The 22,081-nt window shown below is 65.0% G+C and carries 20 protein-coding genes; 2 read left to right on the forward strand and 18 right to left on the reverse strand.

Translation table 11 applies throughout. From position 1 onward, the window contains the following. Positions 1-278: 278 nt before the first annotated feature. The 17 genes from flhA to flhD form a co-directional block, all read right to left on the reverse strand. Positions 279-2,381 (reverse strand): flagellar biosynthesis protein FlhA, encoded by a 2,103-nt coding sequence (gene flhA / locus GCT19_RS16875; RefSeq protein ID WP_018432505.1) that lies wholly within the window; start codon positions 2,379-2,381, stop codon positions 279-281. After that, on the reverse strand, positions 2,378-3,613 hold the full coding sequence (gene flhB, locus GCT19_RS16880; protein WP_176367761.1) for a flagellar biosynthesis protein FlhB: 1,236 nt from the start codon (positions 3,611-3,613) through the stop codon (positions 2,378-2,380). Before flhB ends, flhA begins: the two co-directional genes overlap by 4 nt. 174 nt (positions 3,614-3,787) lie before the next feature. Continuing rightward, positions 3,788-5,110 carry a DUF3443 domain-containing protein gene (locus GCT19_RS16885; RefSeq protein ID WP_152852573.1) on the reverse strand — a complete coding sequence of 441 codons (1,323 nt, stop codon included), beginning with the start codon at positions 5,108-5,110 and terminating at the stop codon, positions 3,788-3,790. Positions 5,111-5,124: 14 nt separating this feature from the next. Beyond that, the gene (locus GCT19_RS16890; RefSeq protein WP_026228103.1) at positions 5,125-5,670 is read right to left on the reverse strand and encodes a DUF2844 domain-containing protein; all 546 of its coding nucleotides are present in this window, start codon (positions 5,668-5,670) and stop codon (positions 5,125-5,127) included. A gap of 337 nt (positions 5,671-6,007) precedes the next feature. Next, positions 6,008-6,718, reverse strand: coding sequence for a protein phosphatase CheZ (gene cheZ / locus GCT19_RS16895; protein WP_013090895.1), 711 nt, complete (start codon positions 6,716-6,718; stop codon positions 6,008-6,010). A 1-nt stretch (position 6,719) separates the two neighbouring features. After that, on the reverse strand, positions 6,720-7,115 hold the full coding sequence (cheY, locus tag GCT19_RS16900; protein ID WP_008923965.1) for a chemotaxis response regulator CheY: 396 nt from the start codon (positions 7,113-7,115) through the stop codon (positions 6,720-6,722). 61 nt (positions 7,116-7,176) lie between these two features. Continuing rightward, a complete protein-coding gene (locus GCT19_RS16905; RefSeq protein ID WP_026228102.1) occupies positions 7,177-8,265 on the reverse strand; it encodes a protein-glutamate methylesterase/protein-glutamine glutaminase in 1,089 nt (362 codons plus the stop codon). Between the two features lie 5 nt (positions 8,266-8,270). Next, positions 8,271-8,984 (reverse strand): chemoreceptor glutamine deamidase CheD, encoded by a 714-nt coding sequence (gene cheD / locus GCT19_RS16910; protein WP_152852574.1) that lies wholly within the window; start codon positions 8,982-8,984, stop codon positions 8,271-8,273. Continuing rightward, on the reverse strand, positions 8,981-9,943 hold the full coding sequence (locus tag GCT19_RS16915; protein ID WP_152852575.1) for a CheR family methyltransferase: 963 nt from the start codon (positions 9,941-9,943) through the stop codon (positions 8,981-8,983). The genes cheD and GCT19_RS16915 overlap by 4 nt, the downstream gene beginning before the upstream one ends. 204 nt (positions 9,944-10,147) lie before the next feature. Continuing rightward, positions 10,148-12,007 (reverse strand): methyl-accepting chemotaxis protein, encoded by a 1,860-nt coding sequence (locus GCT19_RS16920; RefSeq protein ID WP_018432497.1) that lies wholly within the window; start codon positions 12,005-12,007, stop codon positions 10,148-10,150. 39 nt (positions 12,008-12,046) lie between these two features. Beyond that, positions 12,047-12,580 (reverse strand): chemotaxis protein CheW, encoded by a 534-nt coding sequence (locus GCT19_RS16925; protein ID WP_013090900.1) that lies wholly within the window; start codon positions 12,578-12,580, stop codon positions 12,047-12,049. Between the two features lie 78 nt (positions 12,581-12,658). Beyond that, positions 12,659-14,998: a chemotaxis protein CheA gene (gene cheA, locus GCT19_RS16930; protein ID WP_152852576.1), complete on the reverse strand. Its 2,340-nt coding sequence runs from the start codon at positions 14,996-14,998 to the stop codon at positions 12,659-12,661. 96 nt (positions 14,999-15,094) lie between these two features. Beyond that, a complete protein-coding gene (locus GCT19_RS16935) occupies positions 15,095-15,472 on the reverse strand; it encodes a response regulator (RefSeq protein ID WP_013090902.1) in 378 nt (125 codons plus the stop codon). 83 nt (positions 15,473-15,555) lie between these two features. Further along, positions 15,556-16,566 carry a flagellar motor protein MotB gene (gene motB / locus GCT19_RS16940; RefSeq protein ID WP_013090903.1) on the reverse strand — a complete coding sequence of 337 codons (1,011 nt, stop codon included), beginning with the start codon at positions 16,564-16,566 and terminating at the stop codon, positions 15,556-15,558. A 22-nt stretch (positions 16,567-16,588) separates the two neighbouring features. Next, positions 16,589-17,449, reverse strand: coding sequence for a flagellar motor stator protein MotA (gene motA / locus GCT19_RS16945; RefSeq protein ID WP_013090904.1), 861 nt, complete (start codon positions 17,447-17,449; stop codon positions 16,589-16,591). Positions 17,450-17,585: 136 nt separating this feature from the next. Continuing rightward, entirely contained in the window at positions 17,586-18,236 is a 651-nt protein-coding gene (gene flhC, locus GCT19_RS16950; RefSeq protein WP_152852577.1) for a flagellar transcriptional regulator FlhC, read from the reverse strand. Beyond that, on the reverse strand, positions 18,236-18,556 hold the full coding sequence (gene flhD / locus GCT19_RS16955; RefSeq protein WP_013090906.1) for a flagellar transcriptional regulator FlhD: 321 nt from the start codon (positions 18,554-18,556) through the stop codon (positions 18,236-18,238). Before flhD ends, flhC begins: the two co-directional genes overlap by 1 nt. 803 nt (positions 18,557-19,359) lie before the next feature. Here flhD and GCT19_RS16960 point away from each other — a divergent pair. Beyond that, positions 19,360-20,424: a glycosyltransferase family 4 protein gene (locus GCT19_RS16960; protein ID WP_152852578.1), complete on the forward strand. Its 1,065-nt coding sequence runs from the start codon at positions 19,360-19,362 to the stop codon at positions 20,422-20,424. 292 nt (positions 20,425-20,716) lie between these two features. On the opposite strand, the gene GCT19_RS16965 is transcribed toward GCT19_RS16960, so the two are convergent. Then, positions 20,717-21,019: an H-NS histone family protein gene (locus tag GCT19_RS16965; protein WP_013090908.1), complete on the reverse strand. Its 303-nt coding sequence runs from the start codon at positions 21,017-21,019 to the stop codon at positions 20,717-20,719. A gap of 286 nt (positions 21,020-21,305) precedes the next feature. Here GCT19_RS16965 and aqpZ point away from each other — a divergent pair, with 286 nt between their 5' ends. After that, entirely contained in the window at positions 21,306-22,046 is a 741-nt protein-coding gene (gene aqpZ, locus GCT19_RS16970; protein WP_152852579.1) for an aquaporin Z, read from the forward strand. The last annotated feature ends 35 nt before the right edge of the window (positions 22,047-22,081 follow it).

Below are 22,081 nucleotides of genomic sequence, written 5' to 3' on the forward strand. Positions count from 1 at the left end.
GACCCCCGATGAGGTATACGGACTGACGGACCGGCAATACACCGCTTCCCAATGCGATCAATTATTGCGAAACGCGTCGGGCGACGATCGATGGATAAAGACCGTTAAAAGTGGGCAATTCGCGCGATGGACACACGGCAGACACACCGTTTGACGAGGCCCGCAAAGGCGTTTTTACCGATTCGCCGGCAGGCGGAACCGGAAGCGCAAACGAAAACCGGCGCCCCACTGGAGCGCCGGTTTTCGTCGTATCGACTGCCACGAGCGAGCGGCCTGCGTCAGCCGTGCGCGCCGATCAGGTTCACCACCTTGACGTTGCGCGTATCGGGCACTTCCGCATACGACAGCACCTTCAGCTGCGGCAGACTGCGGCGCAGGAAGCGCGCGAGCATCGGCCGCAGCGCGTGCTGCACGAGCAGCACCGGTGCTAGGCCGAGGTTCTGCTGACGCATCATCGCCTTCTGCGTTTCGGTGAGCAGCGTATTCGCGAGACCCGGTTCGAGGCCCGGGTTCGGTCCGGTCGACAGCGCCTGCGACAGCACCCGTTCGAGGTTCGCGTCGAGCCCCATCACCTGCATGTCGGCGGTGCCGGGGAACCACTGCTGCGTGATCGCGCGACCCAGCGCGAGGCGCACCGCGGCGGTCAGCTCGTGCGGATCGGTGAGCTTGGTCGCGTGTTCGGCGAGTGCTTCGAGGATCGTGCGCATGTCGCGGATCGGCACGCCTTCTTCGAGCAGGTTCTGCAGCACCTTTTGCAGCGTGGTGAGCGGCAGCATCTTCGGCACCAGATCGTCGACCAGCGACGCGGTGTCCTTCTGCATCCGCTCGACCAGCGACTGCACCTCGCGGCGGCCGAGCAGCTCCGACGCGTGCGTGACGACCAGGTGATTCAGGTGCGTCGCGACCACCGTGCTCGAATCGACGACCGTGTAGCCGTACACCTGCGCCTGTTCGCGCAGGTTCGTATCGATCCAGATCGCGGGCAGGCCGAACGCCGGGTCCTGGGTCGGCGTGCCCGGCAGCGCGGCCGATACCTGGCCCGGGTTGATCGCGAGCCACTGGCCCGGATACGCCTCGCCCGAGCCGACCTCGACGCCCTTCAACGCGATCCGATAGCCGTTCGGCCGCAATTCGAGGTTGTCGCGGATATGAATGACCGGCGGCAGGAAGCCGATTTCCTGCGCGAACTTCTTGCGGATGCTCTTGATCCGCTTGAGCAACTCGCCGTCCGAGTTCTTGTCGACGAGCGGAATCAGCCGGTAGCCGACTTCGAGGCCGAGCGTGTCGATCATCGTCACGTCGTCCCAGCTCGCCTCGGCGTTTTCGACCGGTGCGAGCGCGGCCGGCGCGACGTCGACGAGCGCCGGCGCGTTCTTGCGCTCCTCGTTGCGCTTCTTCATCGTGCGGCCGAGCTGGATCAGGCCGCCGCCCAGAATCAGGAAAGCGAAGTGCGGCATGCCCGGGATCAGGCCCATCAGCACGAGAATGCAGCCCGTGATCATCAGCACGCGCGGGTTCGTGAAGAGCTGGCCGGTCAGCTGCGTGCCGATGTCCTCGTTGGTCGCGACGCGCGACACGATCACGCCGGCCGCCGTCGAAATCACCAGCGACGGAATCTGCGCGACGAGGCCGTCGCCGATCGTCAGCAGCGTGTAGTTCTTGCCCGCCGCGGCAAAAGTCATGTCGTGCTGGACCATCCCGACGATCAGCCCGCCGATGATGTTGATCACCATGATCAGCAGACCGGCGATCGCATCGCCGCGCACGAACTTGCTCGCACCGTCCATGGAGCCGTAGAACTCGGCTTCCTGCGAGATTTCCGTGCGACGCTTGCGGGCCTGCTCTTCGTTGATGAGGCCGGCGTTCAGATCGGCGTCGATCGCCATCTGCTTGCCGGGCATCGCGTCGAGCGTGAAGCGCGCGGACACTTCGGCGATCCGCCCCGCGCCCTTCGTGATCACCATGAAGTTGATCACCATCAGGATCACGAACACGACGATACCGACCGCGAAGTTGCCGCCGACGAGGAAGTGGCCGAACGACTCGATCACCTGGCCGGCCGCGTCGGGACCGGTATGGCCTTCGAGCAGCACGATCCGCGTCGAGGCGACGTTCAGCGACAGCCGCAGCAGCGTCGAGAACAGCAGCACGCTCGGGAACGCGGCGAAGTCGAGCGGCTTCATCGTGTACATGCTGACGAGCAGCACCATCACCGACAGCGCGATGTTGAACGTGAACAGCAGATCCAGCAGGAACGGCGGCAACGGCAGAATCATCATGCCGAGGATCATGCAGATCAGCACCGGCCCGGCGAGGGCGCGCAGGTTGGTGCTGCTCAGCGCATCCGGCCGTCGGGCGAGGAAACCGGCGCGAGCGTTCATGCGGAGGCTCCGTTGTTGTCGCCGCTAGTGGCGTCGTTGGCGTTGTCGGCGGTCGGGTTCAGCGTGTCGGCGGCTTCTTCGGCGGCGTCCTGGTCCGACACGGCGCCCTTGTCGAGTTCCGGCGGCACGTCGAGTTCGGTCGGCGCGAGCGGCACGTCGCCGCCTTCGGCCTTGAAGCGGCGCAGCTGATAGACCCACGCGAGCACTTCGGCGACCGCGCCATAGAGCGGCCCCGGAATCTCGCGATTCAGATCGACGTTGTGATACAGCGCCCGCGCGAGCGGCGGCGCTTCGAGCAGCGGCACGTTGTTTTCGGTGGCGATCTCGCGAATCCGCGCGGCCACGAGGTTCACGCCCTTGGCGACCACCTTCGGCGCGCGCATCTCGCCGTCCGTGTATTGCAGCGCGACCGCGAAGTGCGTCGGGTTCGTCACGACCACGTCGGCCTTCGGCACTTGCGCCATCATGCGGCGCCGCGCGATCGCGCGCTGCTGCTGGCGAATCTTGCCCTTGATGTGCGGATCGCCTTCGCTCTCGCGATGCTCGCGCTTCACTTCTTCCTTCGTCATGCGCAGCTTCTTGTGGAACGACCACAGCTGATACGGCACGTCGAGCGCGGCCACCGCGAACATGCCGGCCACCGTCATGCCGCAGCACACCGCGATCAGATGCATGGAGTTGGCGAGCGCGACTTCGAGCGGCTGCGTCGCGAGCGCGAGGAATTCCTCGTGCCGATTCCAGATCGCCGTGCCGCCGATCAGGCCCACCACCAGCGTCTTCGCGAGCGACATGCCGAGCTGGATCGGTCCGTTGATCGAAAACATGCGGCCGAAGCCCTCGATCGGGTTCAGCCGGTTGAACTTGGGTTCGAGCCCCTTCGCCGACAGCTGCCAGCCGCCCAGCGCCATCGGCGCGAGCAGCGCGGCCAGTCCGGTGACGCCGAGTACCGGCACGAGCGCGTACAGTCCTTCGCGACCTGCCGTGCCCGCGCCGATTAGCATGCGGTTGGTGTCGAACACGCTCGCATGGTTGAACATCAGCGACGCACGCACCATGTTCTGCAAATGCTCGCCGATGTTGCCCGACATGCCCCATACACCGTAGAAGCCGGCCGCGAGCAGCGCAAAGGTCGACAGCTCCCGCGAACGCACGATCTGCCCCTCCTCGCGCGCCTTCTGCAGGCGCCGAGGGGTGGCTGATTCGGTTTTTTCGAGGTCGCTGTCCTCTGCCACAAAGCTCTCCAGTCGGCCGAGGCACGGCGCCTCTTTCCAGTGAGAGCGATTATTCCTGCTCGACGCAAGCGCCGATCGGCGGATAAAGGAGGAGAAACGGGGGTATTTCGACGGATGACCGGACGGCTCGCGCGTGTCTCGCGCGCGCCGTCCGGCCTCGGATCGACGTGCGGCTCAGTAGCCGACGAACGGGGAGGGACCGCCGCTCGCGGTCTGGTCGATGTGGTAGTACACGTGGCGGCCGTAGAAGAACGGCAGACCCAGGTCGAAGCTGGCGTTGACGCCGATCTGACCGGCGAGGTTGTTGAACGCGAAGTTGCTGCCGTTCGCGAACAGCGTCTGCGCGCTCAGAATGCCGATGCTCGCGACCGCCGACACCTTGTTCAAGCCCACCAGCGTGACCGTGCGGGTCTGCGCCGACGACGGGCAATAGAAGCCCGCGAACTGGCTGCCGCACAGCGTGATCGAGCTATCGGTGAAGAAATAGCCGTTCGAGCCGGAATCGAGGAACGCCTGGACCGTCGTGCCATTGAATGTGCTGTTGTTGAGGTTGCCGAATGGGTCGGTCGTGAAGACCTGCGCAGCGGCAAGCGGGTTGTTCCCCTGCGTGCCGATGCCGAACACCAGCGTGCCGGTCGCCGACGCCTGCCCGAAGTTCGACACGGGTGCCATCTGCACGATCACGCCGTTGTTGTCGAGCGGGAAGTTCGCGACCGGGTTCGCCACCTGTTGCGTGAGCGGCACCGCGGTGCGCGTGCACGACGTGCCGTTCGGGCAGGCGAAGTAGTTGCTGTAGGTCGCCGCGGTCAACGGGTTCGCACACGTCGCGCCGCAATCGGTCAGCGCGGTGCCGACGCCGAGAATGCCGTTGGCGCCCAGATCGCTGACCGTGTTTTCGGGCGAGCCGCTGCCGCAGCCGCGCGTGGGTACCGTGCTCGTGGGCTTGTCGCCGATGATCTGCAACGGGATCGCGCCGGTCGTCGTTTCACCGCCGATCGTCACGACCGCGGTGCGCACCGAGCCCCACGTGAAGCCGTCCGCGAACGTCGCGCACTCGGCGAGCTGCGCGCCGTTGCTGCCGATCGTGCTGACCGGCAGCGCGCCGAGCAGCGTCGAATTGAGCACGGAACTGACCACGCGTAAGCCGAACGAGCCGGTGTCGAGCTGGACGTTGTTGATGGTCTGGCAGTTGGTGGTCGAGCCCGGCGCGCAGATCGTCACGCTGACGGTCGGGATATTGATGACGCCGGCCGCGCCCCGGCCGACCGTGATCGGCACCGTGTTCGACGCGTTCGCGGAGATCGGCTGCTGGGTCGGGCTGGGCGGCAGCGAACCGCCGTTCAGTCCGTTCGACGTGCCGCCGCCATTGTTGGAACCGGAGTTGTCATCGCCACCGCCACCGCCTCCGCCGCAGGCGACGAGCGTCGCCGCCAGCAGCACGGCAAGCGCGGCCTGCATCCAGCCTTTCAGATTCGCGGTCGTGAGCATGATTCGCATCGTCGTCCTCGCCGTTACTGGATGTCGGAACCGCTGACGCCGGCCGGCAGCGCCGACGGCAGCCACGCGACGCCGCTGAACGCGCCCATATGGCCGCCCGAACGCACCACGATGTCGCTGTCGTTCACGGCGACCGGCCCGCGCGCGTTGCCGCGCGCGGCCCGAGCGGCCTTCACGCCGGCCACGTACTGCGGGAAATAACTGCCGAGCAGATCATTGAGATCCGGCATTTGCGGACCACGCCACGCAATGCCGAATACCGCGCCACTGGTGCTCAGATATTCGCGCACCACGGTGCCGTTGCCGAACGTGGTCTCGCGTACCGTGTAGGAAGCGGGTGTGGAAGAGGTGGAAGATGCGCCGCTCGCTTGAGAACGCATCACACTTTGCGATGATCCGCTGGCGGGCTGCACCACACGGGACGATACCGACGCGTCGGACGGGGGGGTAAGCGGCGCGCTGCCCAGCGCTGCATGGGCTGACTGCGCGGCCGTCAGGGCCAGTAACGAACATGGCAACACGAGCGCCGTGACTCCGGCGCGACCAATACGACTCCACATGAGAAATTCCTCCCGGGCCGCGGTACGCTTCGCCGATTGCTCGAAGCGGCCGCTTTTAGGCAGATGATACGGCACCGCCGCGGCCGCAATGCTGAGGGATGTCCTCACCACGCGACTGCCCGGCGTTGCGCGGGCCGGGTGCCGTACCGCTTTGACCTCGTAGTATGCCTGCGGATTCTTTCAGCCGGCGCAAGGTGCGCCCGCATGTGCGACTTACCGACTATTACTAGCAGGAAATCGTACGGAAGATCGGGAGTCGGTGCTAATTGAACGCGTGTTTGGCGTAAATCGCGGAGAAACCACCAGCCCGGCGCGCTTGCCGGGCCTAATCGCTTGCTCAGAAACCGAGGCTAGCGAGCAGATCGTCGACCTGCGATTGATCCTGGACCACATCCGTCTTGCCTTCCGGATTGATCTGCGGACCGTTGAGCAGATGCTCGGGGCTGCCCGTCGACGACACCTCGGCCTTCAGGGCCGCCGCGTGCGCCGCGAACTGCTCGCGCCTCTCGAGCGCGATGTTCTCGACCAGCACGCCGAGCAGCTGCTGCTCGATCAGATAGACGACCTCGGTGATCTTCTTGATCACCTGGCCGGTCAGATCCTGGAAGTCCTGCGCGAGCATGATCTCCATCAGCTGCGAGTTGGTCGCGCTGGTCGAGTCGGGCACGCCGCGCAGGAAGGTGCGCGTGTCGTTCATCAGCGCGCGCACTTCCTCGCGTTCGATCGGCGCCGCGTACCACTGCTCCCAGCGCGCGTCGAGCGTGCCCGCGTCTTTCTGCAACTGCTCCTGGATCGGCTTCGCGATGTCGATCGCCGACAGCACGCGCTCGGCGGCCTGCTCGGTCATGTTGGCGATGTACTTCAGCCGATCGCGCGCGTCGGGCACGGCTTCGGCCGCGCGCTCGACGTGCTTGTCGAGCCCGAGCTCGCGCATCGAATCGCGCAACGTGCGCGTCAGTTGACCGATGCGCGCGAGGATGCGGTCCGACGCGAAGTCGCCGCTATCGTTGCCCGCTTCGGCGCCAGGCGTTTGGGTCGGCGGCGTCACGTCAGCTCCCGGCTTTCGCCATCTTCTCGAGGATCTTGTTGAGCTTCTCGTCGAGCGTCGCGGCCGTGAACGGCTTGACGACGTAACCGCTCGCGCCGGCCTGCGCCGCCGCGATGATGTTCTCCTTCTTCGACTCGGCCGTCACCATCAGCACCGGCAGATGCGCGAGGCTCGCGTCGGCGCGGATTTCCTTCAGCATCGCGAGGCCGTCGAGGTTCGGCATGTTCCAGTCCGAGATCACGAACTCGTAGCTGCCGCTGCGCAGACGCGCGAGACCGGCCTGGCCGTCTTCCGCCTCGTCGACGTTCGAGTAGCCCAGTTCCTTCAGCAGGTTGCGGACGATCCGGCGCATCGTCGGAAAATCGTCAACCACCAGAATCTTCATTCCCTTATCCATTTCTATCCCTTTGCTTGATCCATGTTGCGGCGTTGAACCGCGTCATTCCATCCGGCACGCATCATACCCGCTGAACGCGGTCACCCATCGACGACAAACGCGCCATCACGCGCCGGCTCATGTCCGGCAGCGAGGCGATTTCGTCGGCCGCGCCGAGCGCGATCGCCTCGCGCGGCATGCCGAACACGATGCAGCTCGCTTCGTCCTGCGCCAGTGTGTAGGCACCGGCCTTTTTCATCTCCAGCAGACCGGCCGCGCCGTCGCGCCCCATGCCGGTCAGAATCACGCCGACCGCGTTCTTGCCCGCATGCTGCGCGGCCGAGCGGAACAGCACATCGACCGACGGACGATGCCGGTTCACCGGCGGGTCGTCGGACAGATGCGCAATATAGTTCGCACCGCTCCTCGCGAGCAACAGATGCGCGTGGCCCGGCGCGATGTACGCGTGCCCCGGCAGCACCCGCTCGCCGTGCTCTGCTTCTTTAACGGTAATCCGGCACAAACCATTGAGGCGTTGCGCGAAAGATTTCGTAAAGCCCGGCGGCATATGCTGCGCGATCAGCACCGCGGGCGCATCGGGCGGCAGCGGCACCAGCACTTCGCGAATCGCCTCGGTGCCGCCCGTCGACGCACCGACGATGACCAGCTTCTCGGTACTGAGCAGCGGGTTGTTGAAGAGCGGCGCGGAGCCGACCGTCGCGTGCGCCGCGTGCGCGGCCGCATGCTGCGCGGGGGCCGCCTGGCGCACGCGCGCGCGGGCCGCCGCGCGAACCTTGTCGGCGAGCTTTTCCGCGTAGTCGAGCATGCCGTCGCGAATACCGACCTTCGGCTTGGTCACGAAATCGACCGCGCCGAGTTCGAGCGCGCGCAGCGTGATTTCGTTGCCGCGCTCGGTCAGCGACGACACCATCACGACCGGCATCGGCCGCAGACGCATCAGCTTCTCGAGAAAATCGAGGCCGTCCATGCGCGGCATTTCGACGTCAAGCGTCAACACGTCCGGGTTGTGCTGCTTGATGAGCTCGCGCGCGACGAGCGGATCGGGCGCCGTCGCCACCACCGTCATGTCCGGCTGGCCATTGATGATCTCGGTCATCAGGCTGCGGATCAGCGCCGAATCGTCGACGCACAATACCTTGATCTTTTGCACAGCGCTCACGCCTCCTCTGTGGTTCTGGCGTTGTTGGAATGAATCGGGCGCGGGCTCGCGCCGAACAGTTCGATTTTCGGCCGCGCGGCGGCCGGCTTCGCGAACAGCTCGACCCGGCTGCGCGCCGCGGCGAGCCGCTCGGCGCGCGCTTCGGCGCTCTGCCGCACGAGCGCCTGTTCGCGCTCGGCGACGCCCGCTTCCTGTTGCAAGCGCAGTTTCTTCACCATCACCTGACCGGTGCGCGGCATGAACGCGACCTTGCGCGGATGCGAGCCCTGCAGGTCCTCGGCGACGATGCGGATCTTTTCGGTGGCCAGATAGCGGCGCACGAACTCCGAGTTGCGATCGCCGATGTTCATCGTCGTCATACCCGCGAGCACCGCGCCGCCGCCGAACACCTTGGCCTCGAAGCGCTCGCGCCGGCCGCCCGCCTTGATCAGTTCGTTGATCAGCACTTCCATCGCGTACGCGCCGTAGCGCATCGAGTCCGACGCGGCCTGCGCGACGTCGGCGCCGTCGTCCGGCAGCATGAAGTGATTCATGCCGCCGATGCCCGCGGTGCGGTCCTGGATGCAGGCCGCGACGCACGAGCCGAGCACGGTCACGAGCACCATGTCTTCGCTCGTCGTGTAGAACTCGTTGGGCAACAGCTTCACGCCGGGGCGCTGGAAGTGGTTGTCGTAGTACAGGTTCGAAGCGATCGGCAGCGTGCTGCTCATGCGGCCACCCCGCTCGATTGAAGCGCGTCATGCGCGTGGCCGCGCGACGGCGCGCGCGCGCCGCTGGCGTCGCGCGTCAGTTCATAGACGGTCTGGCCGCGCAGCCGGAACGCCTGCGTCACGTACGTGAAGTTTTCCGAATGGCCGGCAAACAGCAGGCCGCCCGGCTTCACCAGCGGCTCGAAGCGCGTCAGCACCTGCGCCTGCGTCGGCTTGTCGAAATAGATCATCACGTTGCGGCAGAAGATCGCGTCGAACTGCGTGCGCAACTGGTAATCGCGATCGGTCAGGTTCAATTGCTCGAAGCGCACGAGCGCGCGCACTTCGGGACGCACCTTGACCATCCCCGCATGCGCGCCCGTGCCCTTCAGGAAGAAGCGCTTCAGGCGCTCGGGCGACAGGTGCTTGACCTGGTCGAACTGGTAGACGCCGGCCTCGGCCTTCGCGAGCACCTGGGTGTCGATGTCGGTCGCGAGCACCGACGCCTGGCGCGCGCCGGTCTCGCCGAGCGCCTCGATCAGCGTCATCGCGATCGAGTACGGCTCCTCGCCCGTCGATGCCGCCGAGCACCACACCGACACCGGTTGCGAACGGCGCGGCACGAACTCGGCGAGGATCGGAAAGTGATGGGCTTCGCGGAAGAACGCGGTCAGGTTGGTGGTCAGCGCATTGGTGAACGCTTCCCACTCGGCCGGATCGTTTTCCGCTTCGAGCAGATCGAGATACTGGCGGAACGTATCGATGCCGCGCGCCCGCAAGCGTCGCGCGAGGCGGCTATACGCCATGTCGCGCTTGTGGTCCGACAGCGAGATGCCCGCCACGCGATGAATCAGATCGCGGATGCGGGCGAAATCCGCCGCCGTGAATTCGAAATCGCGTCCCGTCTCGACGGACCTGGCCGGCTCCGTGCCGTCAGGCGCCGCCCGTACGGGACGTTGTGTTGCGCGCGTTGCCATCATCAAAATTCCTGTCTGCGATATGAGCCGTCACGCTCGCCGCCCAGCCGGACTGCCTGGGAGGTAGGAATTGTCTTCGCGGGGTCGCGCCCTCCCGCGAGTGCCATCGACATACGGCCGGCTCGCGACACGCGTGCTGCGCGTGCTTCGATGCTTCGCCCATCCGCGGGCGCGATGCCGGTTGACCACATATCACTCTGCCGTTGCCTAAAACGTTTCCCAATCCGCGTCCGCGCTTGCCTTCGGCGGGCTCGCCGGAGCGGCGCGCGCGGGCGTGTCGGTCGTGACGCGAGCCGCGGCTGCGGCCGGCCTGGAGGACTTCAATGCCGGTTCGACGCGTGCGGCTGCGTCGTGCTGGGTCGGGGCCGCCGGCGCCGCCGCGGGCGCCTTCGCTTCGCTGCCCGCGCCAGCCGGGTTCACCGGAGTCGCCACGCTCGCCGCTTGCGGCGCCGCCTTGGCGAACTGCGCGGAGTTCTGTGCACGCGTCGCCGGTGCGCTCTGACGCGCCGGTGAGCCGCTCACCTTCCAGCCGCTCAGCACCGCCTGCAACTGCCGCGTCTGGTCTTCGAGCGACGCCGCCGCGGCCGCCGCCTGTTCGACCAGCGCCGCGTTCTGCTGCGTGACCGAATCCATCTGCACGACCGCGCGATTGACCTGCTCGATGCCGCCCGACTGCTCTTCCGACGCCGCGCTGATCTCGCCCATGATGTCCGTCACGCGACGCACCGCCTGCACGATTTCGTCCATCGTCGTGCCCGCGCGGCCGACCAGTTCGGAGCCGCTCTTCACCTTGTCGGCCGAATCGCCGATCAGCTCCTTGATCTCCTTCGCGGCGCTCGCGCTGCGCTGCGCGAGGCTGCGCACTTCGCCCGCGACGACCGCGAAGCCGCGGCCCTGTTCGCCGGCGCGGGCGGCTTCGACCGCCGCGTTCAGCGCGAGGATGTTGGTCTGGAATGCGATGCCTTCGATCACGCCGATGATGTCGACGACCTTGTTCGAGCTGGTCGCGATCTCCTGCATCGTCGTGACGACCTGGCTCACCACCTCGCCGCCGCGCGTCGCGATGTCCGACGCGTTGACGGCGAGCTGGCTCGCCTGGCGCGCGTTCTCGGTGTTCTGCCGCACGGTGCCGGTCAGCTGATCCATGCTCGACGCGGTTTCCTGCAGCGACGCCGCTTGCTGCTCGGTGCGCTGCGACAGATCGGTGTTGCCCATCGCAATTTCGCGCGCGCCGGTGTCGATCGACTCGGTGCCGCTGCGTACCGCGCGCAGCATCGTCGCGAGGCTTTCCTGCATCCGCTTGATGCCCGCGAACAAACGGCCGATTTCGTTGTTGCTGAATGCCTCGACGGGGGTGGACAGGTCGCCCGCGGCGATCCGCTCGAAGCACGCGGTCGCGTCGTTCAGCGGCTGCACGATGAGCCCGCGCAGCGCGAAGCGGATGCCGACCACCACCAGCAGCGCGAACGCCGTGATCACGCTGATCAGCGTGATCATCAGCGATGTGTTCGACTGCGCGCTCGCCTCCTGATCGGCTACGCTCTGCTGCAGCGCCTGGATCACCGCGGCGGCGGCCGCGTCGTAGGCGATGAACATCGGACTGATCCTGGTGTCCGCGACCGCATGATATGCGTCGAGATTGTTCGCGTTCAACGCGGCGAATTCGACGTCGACGCCGTCGTGCATCACCGTCGTATGCCTGGCGAGCACATCGTCGAGCAAGGGCTGCTCGACGCCGTGCTTCGGCGCGTCGAGATACGCCTGCCAGCTCTGATTGCTCTTGCCGAGCAGCTCCTGCGCGCGATCGAGTGCCTTCTTCGCCTCGTCCGCGTTGCCGGCGGCCGTCAGCGTGTTGAAGCGTTCGATCGCGATGCGCGAGCGCAACAAATACGCCGACGCGTCGTCGAGCGCATGAATCGCGACCAGTTCACCGCGCGCGATGCGATCGAGCGAGCCGCTCGCGCGATTCAGCGCGGTCAGCCCAAGCGCGCCGACCGCCACGGTCAGCGTCACCAGAAGAATCCCCACCATCGTCAGCGATGTGCGGATCGACCACCTGCTCAGCATGTTGATGCTCCTTGTGCCGGGTTCCGTTACTGCTTGCCGTCAGACGCCGAGCGTTTCGGTCAGCGCCATCTCGGAGCTGGTCATCAGCTTCTCGATGTCCATCAGGATCAGCATGCGGCCGTCGACGGTGCCGAGGCCGGTCAGGTACTCGGTCGTCAGCGTCGCGCCGAATTCCGGCGCCGGCATGATCTGGTCGACCGTCAGCGTCAGCACGTCCGACACGCCGTCCACGACCATGCCGACCACGCGATGCGCGACGTTCAGGATGATTACGACGGTCTGATGGTCGTACTCGACGCGGCCCAGATGGAACTTGATCCGCATATCGACGATCGGCACGATGATGCCGCGCAGGTTGATCACGCCCTTGATGAACTCGGGCGCGTTGGCGATGCGGGTTACGTTGTCGTAGCCGCGGATCTCCTGCACCTTCAGGATGTCGATGCCGTATTCTTCCGCGCCGAGCGTGAAGACGAGGAATTCCTGACCGCCGGCGTCCGCCTGCGCGTCGCGGCGGCCATTCGTACCGCTCGCGTTTGCGACGCTCGAATTGATGGATTGGACTTCTGCCACGTTAGCCCCCAAACGGTTGGGATAAATTGAATTGAAGTTGTGTTGCGATGTCTGTCAGTACCGTGTTTGCTGCATGCGTCACGCGAGGCTCATCGCCTGCGCATGCCCATGCGCATGACGGGTTTCGCGGTTCAGCGCGGCGACGTCCACGATCAGCGCGACGCTGCCGTCGCCCAGAATGGTCGCCGCGGATATGCCGTGCACCTTGCGGTAATTCGTTTCCAGATTCTTCACGACCACCTGCTGCTGGCCGACCAGTTCGTCGATCAGCATCGCGAAGCGCCGTCCCTCGGTCTGCATGATCGTGACGATCCCCTGGGTCGGCTCCTGCTTCGCCTCCGACACGTTGAACACCTCGTGCAGCGCGACGAGCGGCAGGTATTCGCCGCGCACGCGCACCACCCGCTCGCCGTTGGCGACCGTGTAGATGTCTTCGGCTTGCGGCTGCAGCGACTCCATCACGAAGTTCAGCGGCAGGATGAAGATCTCGTTGCCGACCTTCACCGACATGCCGTCGAGAATCGCCAGCGTGAGCGGCAGCACGATCCGCGTGGTGCTGCCCTTGCCCGCGTGCGACGTGATCTCGACGTGACCGCCCATCGACTGGATGTTGCGCTTCACCACGTCCATGCCGACGCCGCGACCGGACACATCGGTGACCTGCTCGGCGGTTGAGAAGCCCGGCAGGAAGATCAGGTTCCAGACTTCCTCGTCGGTCATCGTTTCGCTGACCTGCATGCCTTGCTTGACCGCCTTCGCGAGAATCTTGTCGCGGCGCAGGCCCGCGCCGTCGTCGCTGACCTCGATGACGATGTTGCCGCCATGGTGCGCCGCCGACAGCACCAGCTGACCGGTCGAATCCTTGCCCGCCGCGCGCCGCGCCTCGACGGTTTCGATGCCGTGGTCGAGACTGTTGCGCACGAGGTGCGTCAACGGATCGATGATCCGTTCGATGAGGCTCTTGTCGAGTTCGGTCGCCTGACCGAAGGTGACGAGTTCGACCTCCTTGCCGAGTTTCGCCGCGAGATCGCGCACCAGACGCGGGAAACGGCTGAACACGTAATCCATCGGCATCATGCGGATCGACATCACCGCTTCCTGCAGATCGCGCGCGTTGCGCTCGAGTTGCGCCATGCCGTTGAAGAGCCGGTCGTGCAGCGCCGGATCGAACGTGCTGGTGGTCTCCGCGAGCATCGCCTGCGTGATCACCAGCTCGCCGACCAGGTTGATCAGTTGATCGACCTTCTCGACGCCGACGCGAATCGAGCTGCCTTCGCCGCTCGCCGCCGCGGCGGCCGGACGGGCCGCCTTGCGGTCGTGTTCGGCGGACGCTGCCGCAGCCGGTTTGGCTGCCGCCGGAGCCGCTGCGGGTGGTGCTGGCGGCGGCTCGATGCTGTCGGCGTGACCGGCCGCGCTTGCGGGCGCAGCGGTGTGAGCCGCCGGACTCGACGATGCTGCTTGCTCCGCGTGAGCGACCGGCTGCGCTTGCGCTTGCGCCGCGGGAGCGGCGGGAGCGACAGGCGCGGTTTGCGCCGGCGTCGGAGCGGCGGCAGCGTCGGGCGTTCCAGGTTCGCCCTGCTGCGCGTCGTCCGCCGGCGCGGTGCCACGGCCGATCGTGATCTGACTTTCGTCGATCACGAAGCAGCACACGGCGATGATGTCGTCGGAGGGTACGTCGCTCGAGAGCCACAGCATCAGATCGCCGCCGCTCTTGACCTGCCCGACGATATTGCCCAGGTTGCCCAGCTCTTCGGCGAGCAGTTCCTGGTCTTTCTCTCCCACGCCCCGTAGCGTAATTTTCAGATGTGGGCCGGCGCTGTCGTCCGTGCCCGCGGCTTGCCCGGTCTGTGCCGGTTCGCCGTCCATCCATTCGCCCGCCATCTGCACCGCCTGTTCGACGACGTGCTCGGGCGGGGTGCCGCCTTGCTGCTGTACCGCGGTTGTTGGTGTTGTTGTTTGGGTTGCCGTCGGCTGCGCCGCGACCGGCGCGGTCTCGACGGCTGCCGCCGCCGGCGCGCCGCCCATGCGGCTTTCCGCGTGCAGCTGCTCGAGCTTCGCGCAGATCGCGCGCGCCACCTCGGCGTCGGGCTCGGCGCTCGCGCGGTAGTCGGCGAGCTGGCCGGACAGCACGTCCTTGGTTTCGAGGAACGTGTCGATCATGTCCTTGCGCAGCACCAGCTCGTTGTTGCGCGCGCGATCGAGCAGCGACTCGAGAATGTGCGTGGTCTCGGTGAGCGCGGTGAAGCCGAACGTCGCCGCGCCGCCCTTGATCGAATGCGCGGCGCGAAAGATCGCCGCGAGGTCTTCGGGGTCCGGGCGGGCCACGTCGAGATTGAGCAGCAATTGCTCCATCTGCGCGAGCAGTTCGTCCGCTTCGTCGAAGAACGTCTGATAGAACTGTGTGATGTCGAGTGTCATGCCTGGTTCACCGCGAGAGTGCCTGTCTGGCGTGAGTTGCCGGAGAGGCGCGTCGAGAGCTATCTGTACTGTGTCTAAAGGTATTGATTACGCGGATCAATCCGGGTCCGGTTCGGCCAGCGCAGCCACCAGCTCGGTCAGCATGTCCGGGTCGAGCGGCTTTTCGATCCAGCCGGTCGCGCCCGCTGCGCGCGCCGCCTGTTTGAAGGGTTCGCCCGATTCCGTCGTGAGGACGAGGATGGGCGTCGCCTGATAGGCCGGATTTCCGCGCAGCGCGGTGATCAGATCGAGACCGGTCTTGCCGGGCATGTGCTGGTCGGTCAACACGAGGTCGAACGCCATCGCGAGCGCGTTTTCGAGGCCTTCGTTGCCATCCGCCGCGAGCGTGACCTCGTAGCCGGCGCCTGTCAGCGTCGCGGCGAGGATCTGCCGCATCGATGCCGAATCGTCGACTGCCAGGATGTGCCTGATCATGAAAACCTCGCTGCGCTTAACACTGGGCCGCCGGGCGGGGCGCGCCGTTCGGGCGCGGGCCCCGGCCCGGCGGCCGCGGTCTGTTACTTTGCCGGCGGCGCCGCCGCCGGCAACTTCGGTGCAGCCGTCACCGGCTGCGCAAGTTTTTGCAGCAACGGCTTCGAGCCGGCTGCGTCGTCCGACAGCGTCGTCGTCGTCGAATCGTCGTGATCGAGCGCCGCCTCGGACTTCTTGTTCAACACGATGATGCTGATGCGACGGTTCTCCGGATCGAGCGGGTCCGCCTTGTTCAGGTTCTGCGTCGACGCGAGACCCAGCACGCGCATCACCTTCGCTTCGTCCATGCCACCCGCGACCAGCTCGCGCCGCGACGCGTTCGCGCGGTCGGCCGACAGCTCCCAGTTGCTATAGCCCTTCTCGCCTCCCGCGTACGGCACGGCGTCGGTGTGGCCCTGGACGATGATGCGGTTCGGCACGTCGTTCAGCGTGTGGCCGATCTCGCGCAGAATGTCGCGCATGTACGGTTCGACGACGTCGCGCGCGGTCGCGAACATCGGCCGCTTCTGCGAGTCGACGATCTCGATGCGCAGGCCGGTCAGGGTCGAGTCGATGCGGATCTGCTGCTTGAACTGGCGCAGCACCGGGTTCGCCTCGATCGCGGCCATCAGCTTGACCTGCAGGTCGTGCAGGCGGACCTGCTCGCGGCGTTCGAGCTCGCCTTGCAGCTGCTTCACCGAGTCTTCGTTATTGCGCGACGCGGTGCGCTCGGCGCGGTTGCTGCTGCCGTCGGTCGAGCGGGTCACGCCCTGCGCGTCGGTCGAGATGTCGCGCCCGCCGCCCTTCAGGATGCTCGAGTCTTCGGCGCTGCGATCACCGCCCCACAGCGTGATCTTCAGCGGCTGGTTGAAGTACTCGGCGATGCCCTTCAGCTGCACCGTGGAGGCCGAACTCAGCAGCCACATCAGCAGGAAGAACGCCATCATGGCGGTCATGAAGTCCGCGTAGGCGAGCTTCCATGCGCCACCGTGATGGCCATGCTTCCTCGGCGCCGAGCGCTTGACAACGATTGCGCGGTCTTTGTCCTTGCTGCTCATCGATTCGGTTCCCGTCTCAGCCTTATTTCGCCTTGACGCGGCGCACGTGCTCTTCGAGCTCGGCGAACGACGGGCGCTCGGTCGAGAACAGCACCTTGCGGCCGAACTCGACCGCAATCGCCGGCGCGTAGCCGTTCAGGCTCGCGAGGATCGTCACCTTGATGCACTGGAACATCTTGGTGGACTCGGTCACACGCTGTTCGGCGACGCTCGCGAGCGGTCCGATCAACCCGTACGAAAGCAGAATGCCGAGGAAGGTGCCGACCAGCGCCTGCGCGATCATCTCGCCGAGCACCGCGGGCGGCCGGTCGGCCGAGGCCATCGTGTGCACGACGCCCATCACCGCGGCGACGATACCGAACGCCGGCATCGCATCGCCGACCTTGGCCAGCGCCTGCGCGGGCGCCTCGCCTTCCTGGTGGTGCGTCTCGATCTCCTCGTCCATCAGGCTTTCGATCTCGAACGCGTTCATGTTGCCGCCGACCATCAGCCGCAGGTAGTCGGTCAGGAACTCGATGATGTGCTTGTCGGCGAGGATCTTTGGGTACTGCGTGAAAATCGGGCTCTTCGACGGATCGTCGATGTCGGCTTCGAGCGTCAGCGTGCCTTCCTTGCGCGCTTTCGCGAGCAGCACGTACAGGAGCGCCATCAGCTCCATGTAGACGTCCTTGTTGTACTTCGCGCCCTTGAACAGGGTCGGAATGACGCGCAGTGTCGCCCGGATCGTCTTCATCCCGTTGCCGAGAATGAACGCGCCAAGTCCGGCGCCGGCGATCATCAGCACCTCAACGGGTTGCAGCAGCGCGCCGAGATGGCCCCCTTCCAGCGCGTAACCGCCGAAGACGGACAACAGCGTCACGAGTGTTCCCACGAATATCAGCACTGCCGAGCCCTCACAAAAAAGCGACGGTCACCGTCGTTAGTCAGGTTTACGGCACCGAGGCGAAAAACTTTGGGGAAAAAGACGGCGCTTGCGTCCGGTGTAAACCAGAGGCTTGCGCTGCCTCAACGTGTGTCACTCAGACTTCGGCGGTGACGAAGGTGTCGAGCGCGAGGGCGGTGCAGCGGGCCTCGTGAGCCCGCGCTTCGGCCACTTGCGGCACCTCGGCCCGAATTTCGGCGACGGCGCTTTGCCGCTCGGCCCGCGTTTGTGCTGCCTTCTTCGTCTTGCCCGCGCGCGACGGCGGCTGGCACAGTCCGCAAACGAACGCGTGCTGCGGATCGTGCGCGTGCGCGACGAACTGGCCGCCGCAGCGGCGACAGGCGCTCAGCTGCAGCATGCCCGAGTCGAAGAAGCGCACCAGCGTCCACGCGCGCGTGAGACTGAGCACCGGCTCGTCGTCGTGCAACTGCACGTGCTCCAGATACAGCCGGTAGCTCTTCACGATCGATTCGATCGCGCGGCAGCCGCCGTGGCCGGCCATGAAACGGTAGATGTTGTAGAACAGCGATGAATGAAAGTTCGGCTGCCAGGTCATGAACCAGTCGGTCGAAAACGGCAGCATGCCCTTGGGCGGAGACACCCCTTTCAGTTCCTTGTACAGCTTGACGAGCCGGTCGCGCGACAGGCTGGTTTCTGCCTCCAGCAATTGCAGACGCGCGCCCAGTTCGATCAGCTCGATCGCGAGGGTGATTTCCCGAGCTTCGAGTACGACGCTCTTACTGGCCATCAGCCGAGTTGCTCGACCGGCTGGCTCGCCATCAGGATCGCCGAATGCGCCTGCGCGACCGCGCTGGACTTGTCCTTATCCGCGAGGGCGGTCAGCACCGCGTGATCGTCGAAGCGGAAGCGGCACAGCATCTGGTTGGACGCCGCGAGCTTGACGGTCTGCGCCAACGACAGATTGGCGAGCACGTCGGCCAGCTGGTCCGAAATACCCATGCGGAACATGCCCATCGGCTTGTCTTCGCGCAGCAGACGCTGGGCGAGCAGCAAATAGGACAGATTGACTTCCCTGATCTCACTGAGCATGTGGCTAGTCGTGCTCATGATTCCCCCGTTCGTATGCCCGGCTGGTCAGGCCGATTTTTTTTGCGGAAACGTTTGCTCGAACGCGCGCGCTGAACCCCGCGCGAATCGACTCGTCTCTGGTCTTGCAAGCATTGTCTCGAAAGGGGGCACAGCCGAAAATCGGAGAGACACCCCACCTGGATGACGGATTAATCCGTCATTTGTGTAGGAATAATTCCTACAACCGAGGGTGCGGCGAGGCTCGAATTGGGACGAATTGAGGCGCTGGGCGGGACTGACGATGCGCGCTGGGAATTTATTCGGTTGCGGCGTGTACCGGTTGGTGAGTTTCCGGAACTTCACCGCCGCACCGTAAAACGGTGAGAAAGAATTATAAGACGTTTTCACCCGCCTGCAATCAGGCTCGGTTAGACACGTTTCGCGCGTCATCGGACCCTCAGGTCCGCCGCTTGCTAGGGTGCATTTCGCTTGTTGGGCCGTTGACTGAGTCGGCGGAATCCGGTTTGCCGATTATTGGGAGCGGTTGCGATTGGACCGTGCGCGCGAGCTGTAACGGTCCTTGTTTCGCGCTGTAACAACATTAAGCGTTTGAAAAATAACTCGAATTACCGCGGTCGATCCCGATAATGGAGGCTAAGGGATTACCCGATACCTATTTCGGAGCACCCTTCGGGCGGGGCCAACCGCGCCCAAACGCCCGTTAGGCCTACGTACCTCGAGCAATCCCGCCGTCGTGCGAAGCCCCGGTAAGTGTCAAAAATCTGCATGGGATTCGGGTCAGCGCCCCCCGCGCTAACTCCGATCGATACAGGAGAAAACGCATGCGAATCGCACAAATCGCGCCGCTCTACGAAGCTGTCCCACCGAAACTCTATGGCGGCACCGAACGTGTCGTGTCGTATCTGACCGAAGCGCTCGTCGACCTCGGTCATGACGTCACGCTGTTCGCGAGCGGCGACTCGGTCACGTCCGCCAATCTCGAGGCGTGCTGGCCACGCGCGCTGCGCCTCGATCCGACGATTCGCGATGCATTGGCGCCGCACGTGCTGATGATGGAAAAGGTCCGCAAGGTCGCGCACGAGTTCGACGTGCTGCACTTCCATCTCGACTACATGCCGTTCCCGCTGTTCACGACGATGGACACGCCGTTCGTGACCACGCTGCACGGCCGCCTCGACTTGCCGGAATTGCAGCCGGTGTTCGACGCGTTCTCGCATGTGCCGGTGGTGTCGATTTCGGATTCGCAGCGTCTGCCGCTGCAGCAGGCCAACTGGCTCAGCACGATCTATCACGGCCTGCCGGACCAGTTGCTCACGCCGCAGCCGCACAAGAAGCCCGAGTACCTCGCGTTCCTCGGCCGGATCTGCCCGGAAAAGCGCGTCGATACAGCCATCAAGATCGCCGCCCAAAGCGGTCTGCCGCTGAAGATCGCCGCCAAGGTGGACAAGGTCGACATGGAGTACTTCAAGCGCGAGATCGAGCCGCTGCTGTCGATGGCGCATGTCGAGTTCGTCGGCGAAATCAACGAGGCGCAGAAACCCGAGTTTCTGTCCGGCGCGAAGGCGCTGCTGTTCCCGATCGACTGGTCCGAGCCGTTCGGCCTCGTGATGATCGAGTCGATGGCTTGCGGCACGCCGGTTATCGCGTTCAACCGCGGCTCGGTGCCCGAGGTGATCGACCACGGGGTGACCGGCTACATCGTCGAGGACGTGCAAGGCGCGGTAGCGGCTCTGCAGCGTCTGGACGAGCTGTCGCGCACCGAAATCCGTGCGCAGTTCGAACGCCGGTTCAGTTCGAAAACGATGGCGCAGAACTATGTCGACGGCTATTCGGCCTTGATTGAAACGTCGCGGCGCCCGGTATTGCGCCAGGTCGCGGTCGGCTAAGCGTGCTTGAAAACGGCCGTCGCTTTTACGGCCGGCCGTTCTCGGTCCGCTTTGAAGCGGCGCTGCGAACCTTCGCCTATAACGCCCAATAGCGGACGAATCCGGCTTCGGAATCGTTTGCAGGACCGGAAAACGAAGTCTTTCTCGCCGCCGGACGCGAAAAAGCCGCCCTGTATGGGCGGCTTTTTTAATACTGCGATGGTGGCGCTTCCACCGCGGATTAGCGCGCGCCGATTAAGCCAAGCGGCAAAAAACCTTCAGACCGCTTGCACCGCGTCACCTCGGGCGGACATCAAGCCGAGCCAATCAGAAAGCGCTCGCGATTCTTGCCGACGATCCATTTGGGCGGCTTGCCGCGCCCGCTCCACGTATTGCCCGACTTCGGGTCCTGATATTTCGCCGGCAGCGGCGTCTTCTTGGGCGGGCGGCCGCGCTTGGCGGCGACCGCGAAACCGAGATCCTGCGCGGTCAGACCGTATTCGGCGATCTTTTGGCGGATGTCGGCGACGACATTGTCGATTTCCGTGCGTCGCGCTTCTTCTGCCTGTGCCTGCAATTTGGCTATCTGCGCCTTGAGGTCTGCATATTGAGACATTCGGTTCTCCCCTTTCTAGAACTCATTCGACCGCAGACTAGCTGCAATTATAAAAATTCGCAATGGCCATTAATACCGGTTTAGCGAATTTTCCTCTGATAATTATTAAAGCGTGTGAATTGTAAAACATGCGCTTTATCTCGCAATAGTTTATAAATTCTGTCCGGATTGACAATCCTTGACACCCGATTTGGCGCTGCCTACCTAGAATTGCGCGCTCAAGGTACGTACTCGCCCTTTTCGATGCGTGCTTCTGAAGTACCAATTCTTTTTAGGATCACCAAACATGCAGTTGTCAAAGCGTCTCGTTGCCGAACTGTTCGGCACCTTCTGGCTCGTGCTCGGAGGCTGCGGCAGCGCGGTCCTCGCCGCCAACTTCGCCGGGCCGGTTCATGGTCTGGGCATCGGTTTCGTCGGCGTGTCGCTGGCCTTCGGCCTGACCGTGCTGACGATGGCTTTTGCGATCGGCCACATTTCGGGCTGCCACCTGAATCCGGCGGTGAGCGTCGGCCTGACTGTCGCCGGCCGATTTCCGTTGCGGGATCTGCTGCCTTATATCGCCGCGCAGGTCGTCGGCGCGGTGCTCGGCGCATTCGTGCTGTCGCTGATCGCGTCGGGCAAGCCGGGCTTCGACCTGGTCGCAAGCGGCTTCGCGACGAACGGTTATGGCGAGCAATCGCCGGGGCACTACGCGCTCGCCGCCGCCTTCGTTTGCGAAGTGGTGATGACCGGCTTCTTCCTGTTCGTGATTCTCGGCGCGACCGATCGCCGCGCGCCGGCCGGCTTCGCGCCCATCGCGATCGGCCTGTGCCTGACGCTGATCCACCTGATCTCGATTCCGGTCACCAATACGTCGGTCAATCCGGCGCGCTCGACGGGCCCGGCGCTATTCGTCGGCGGCGCGGCGATCGATCAACTTTGGCTGTTCTGGGCCGCGCCGATCATCGGCGCGGTGATCGCGGGTGTCGTCTATCCGCTGATCGCCGAGGATCGCTGCAGCGATGCGAGCAAGCTGGCGCTCGACTGACGGCCGGTTCGACGCGTCGGTCGCGTGATCGTCGC

Origin of the sequence: Paraburkholderia atlantica, assembly GCF_009362785.1 — a bacterium.
Taxonomy (GTDB): domain Bacteria; phylum Pseudomonadota; class Gammaproteobacteria; order Burkholderiales; family Burkholderiaceae; genus Paraburkholderia; species Paraburkholderia atlantica.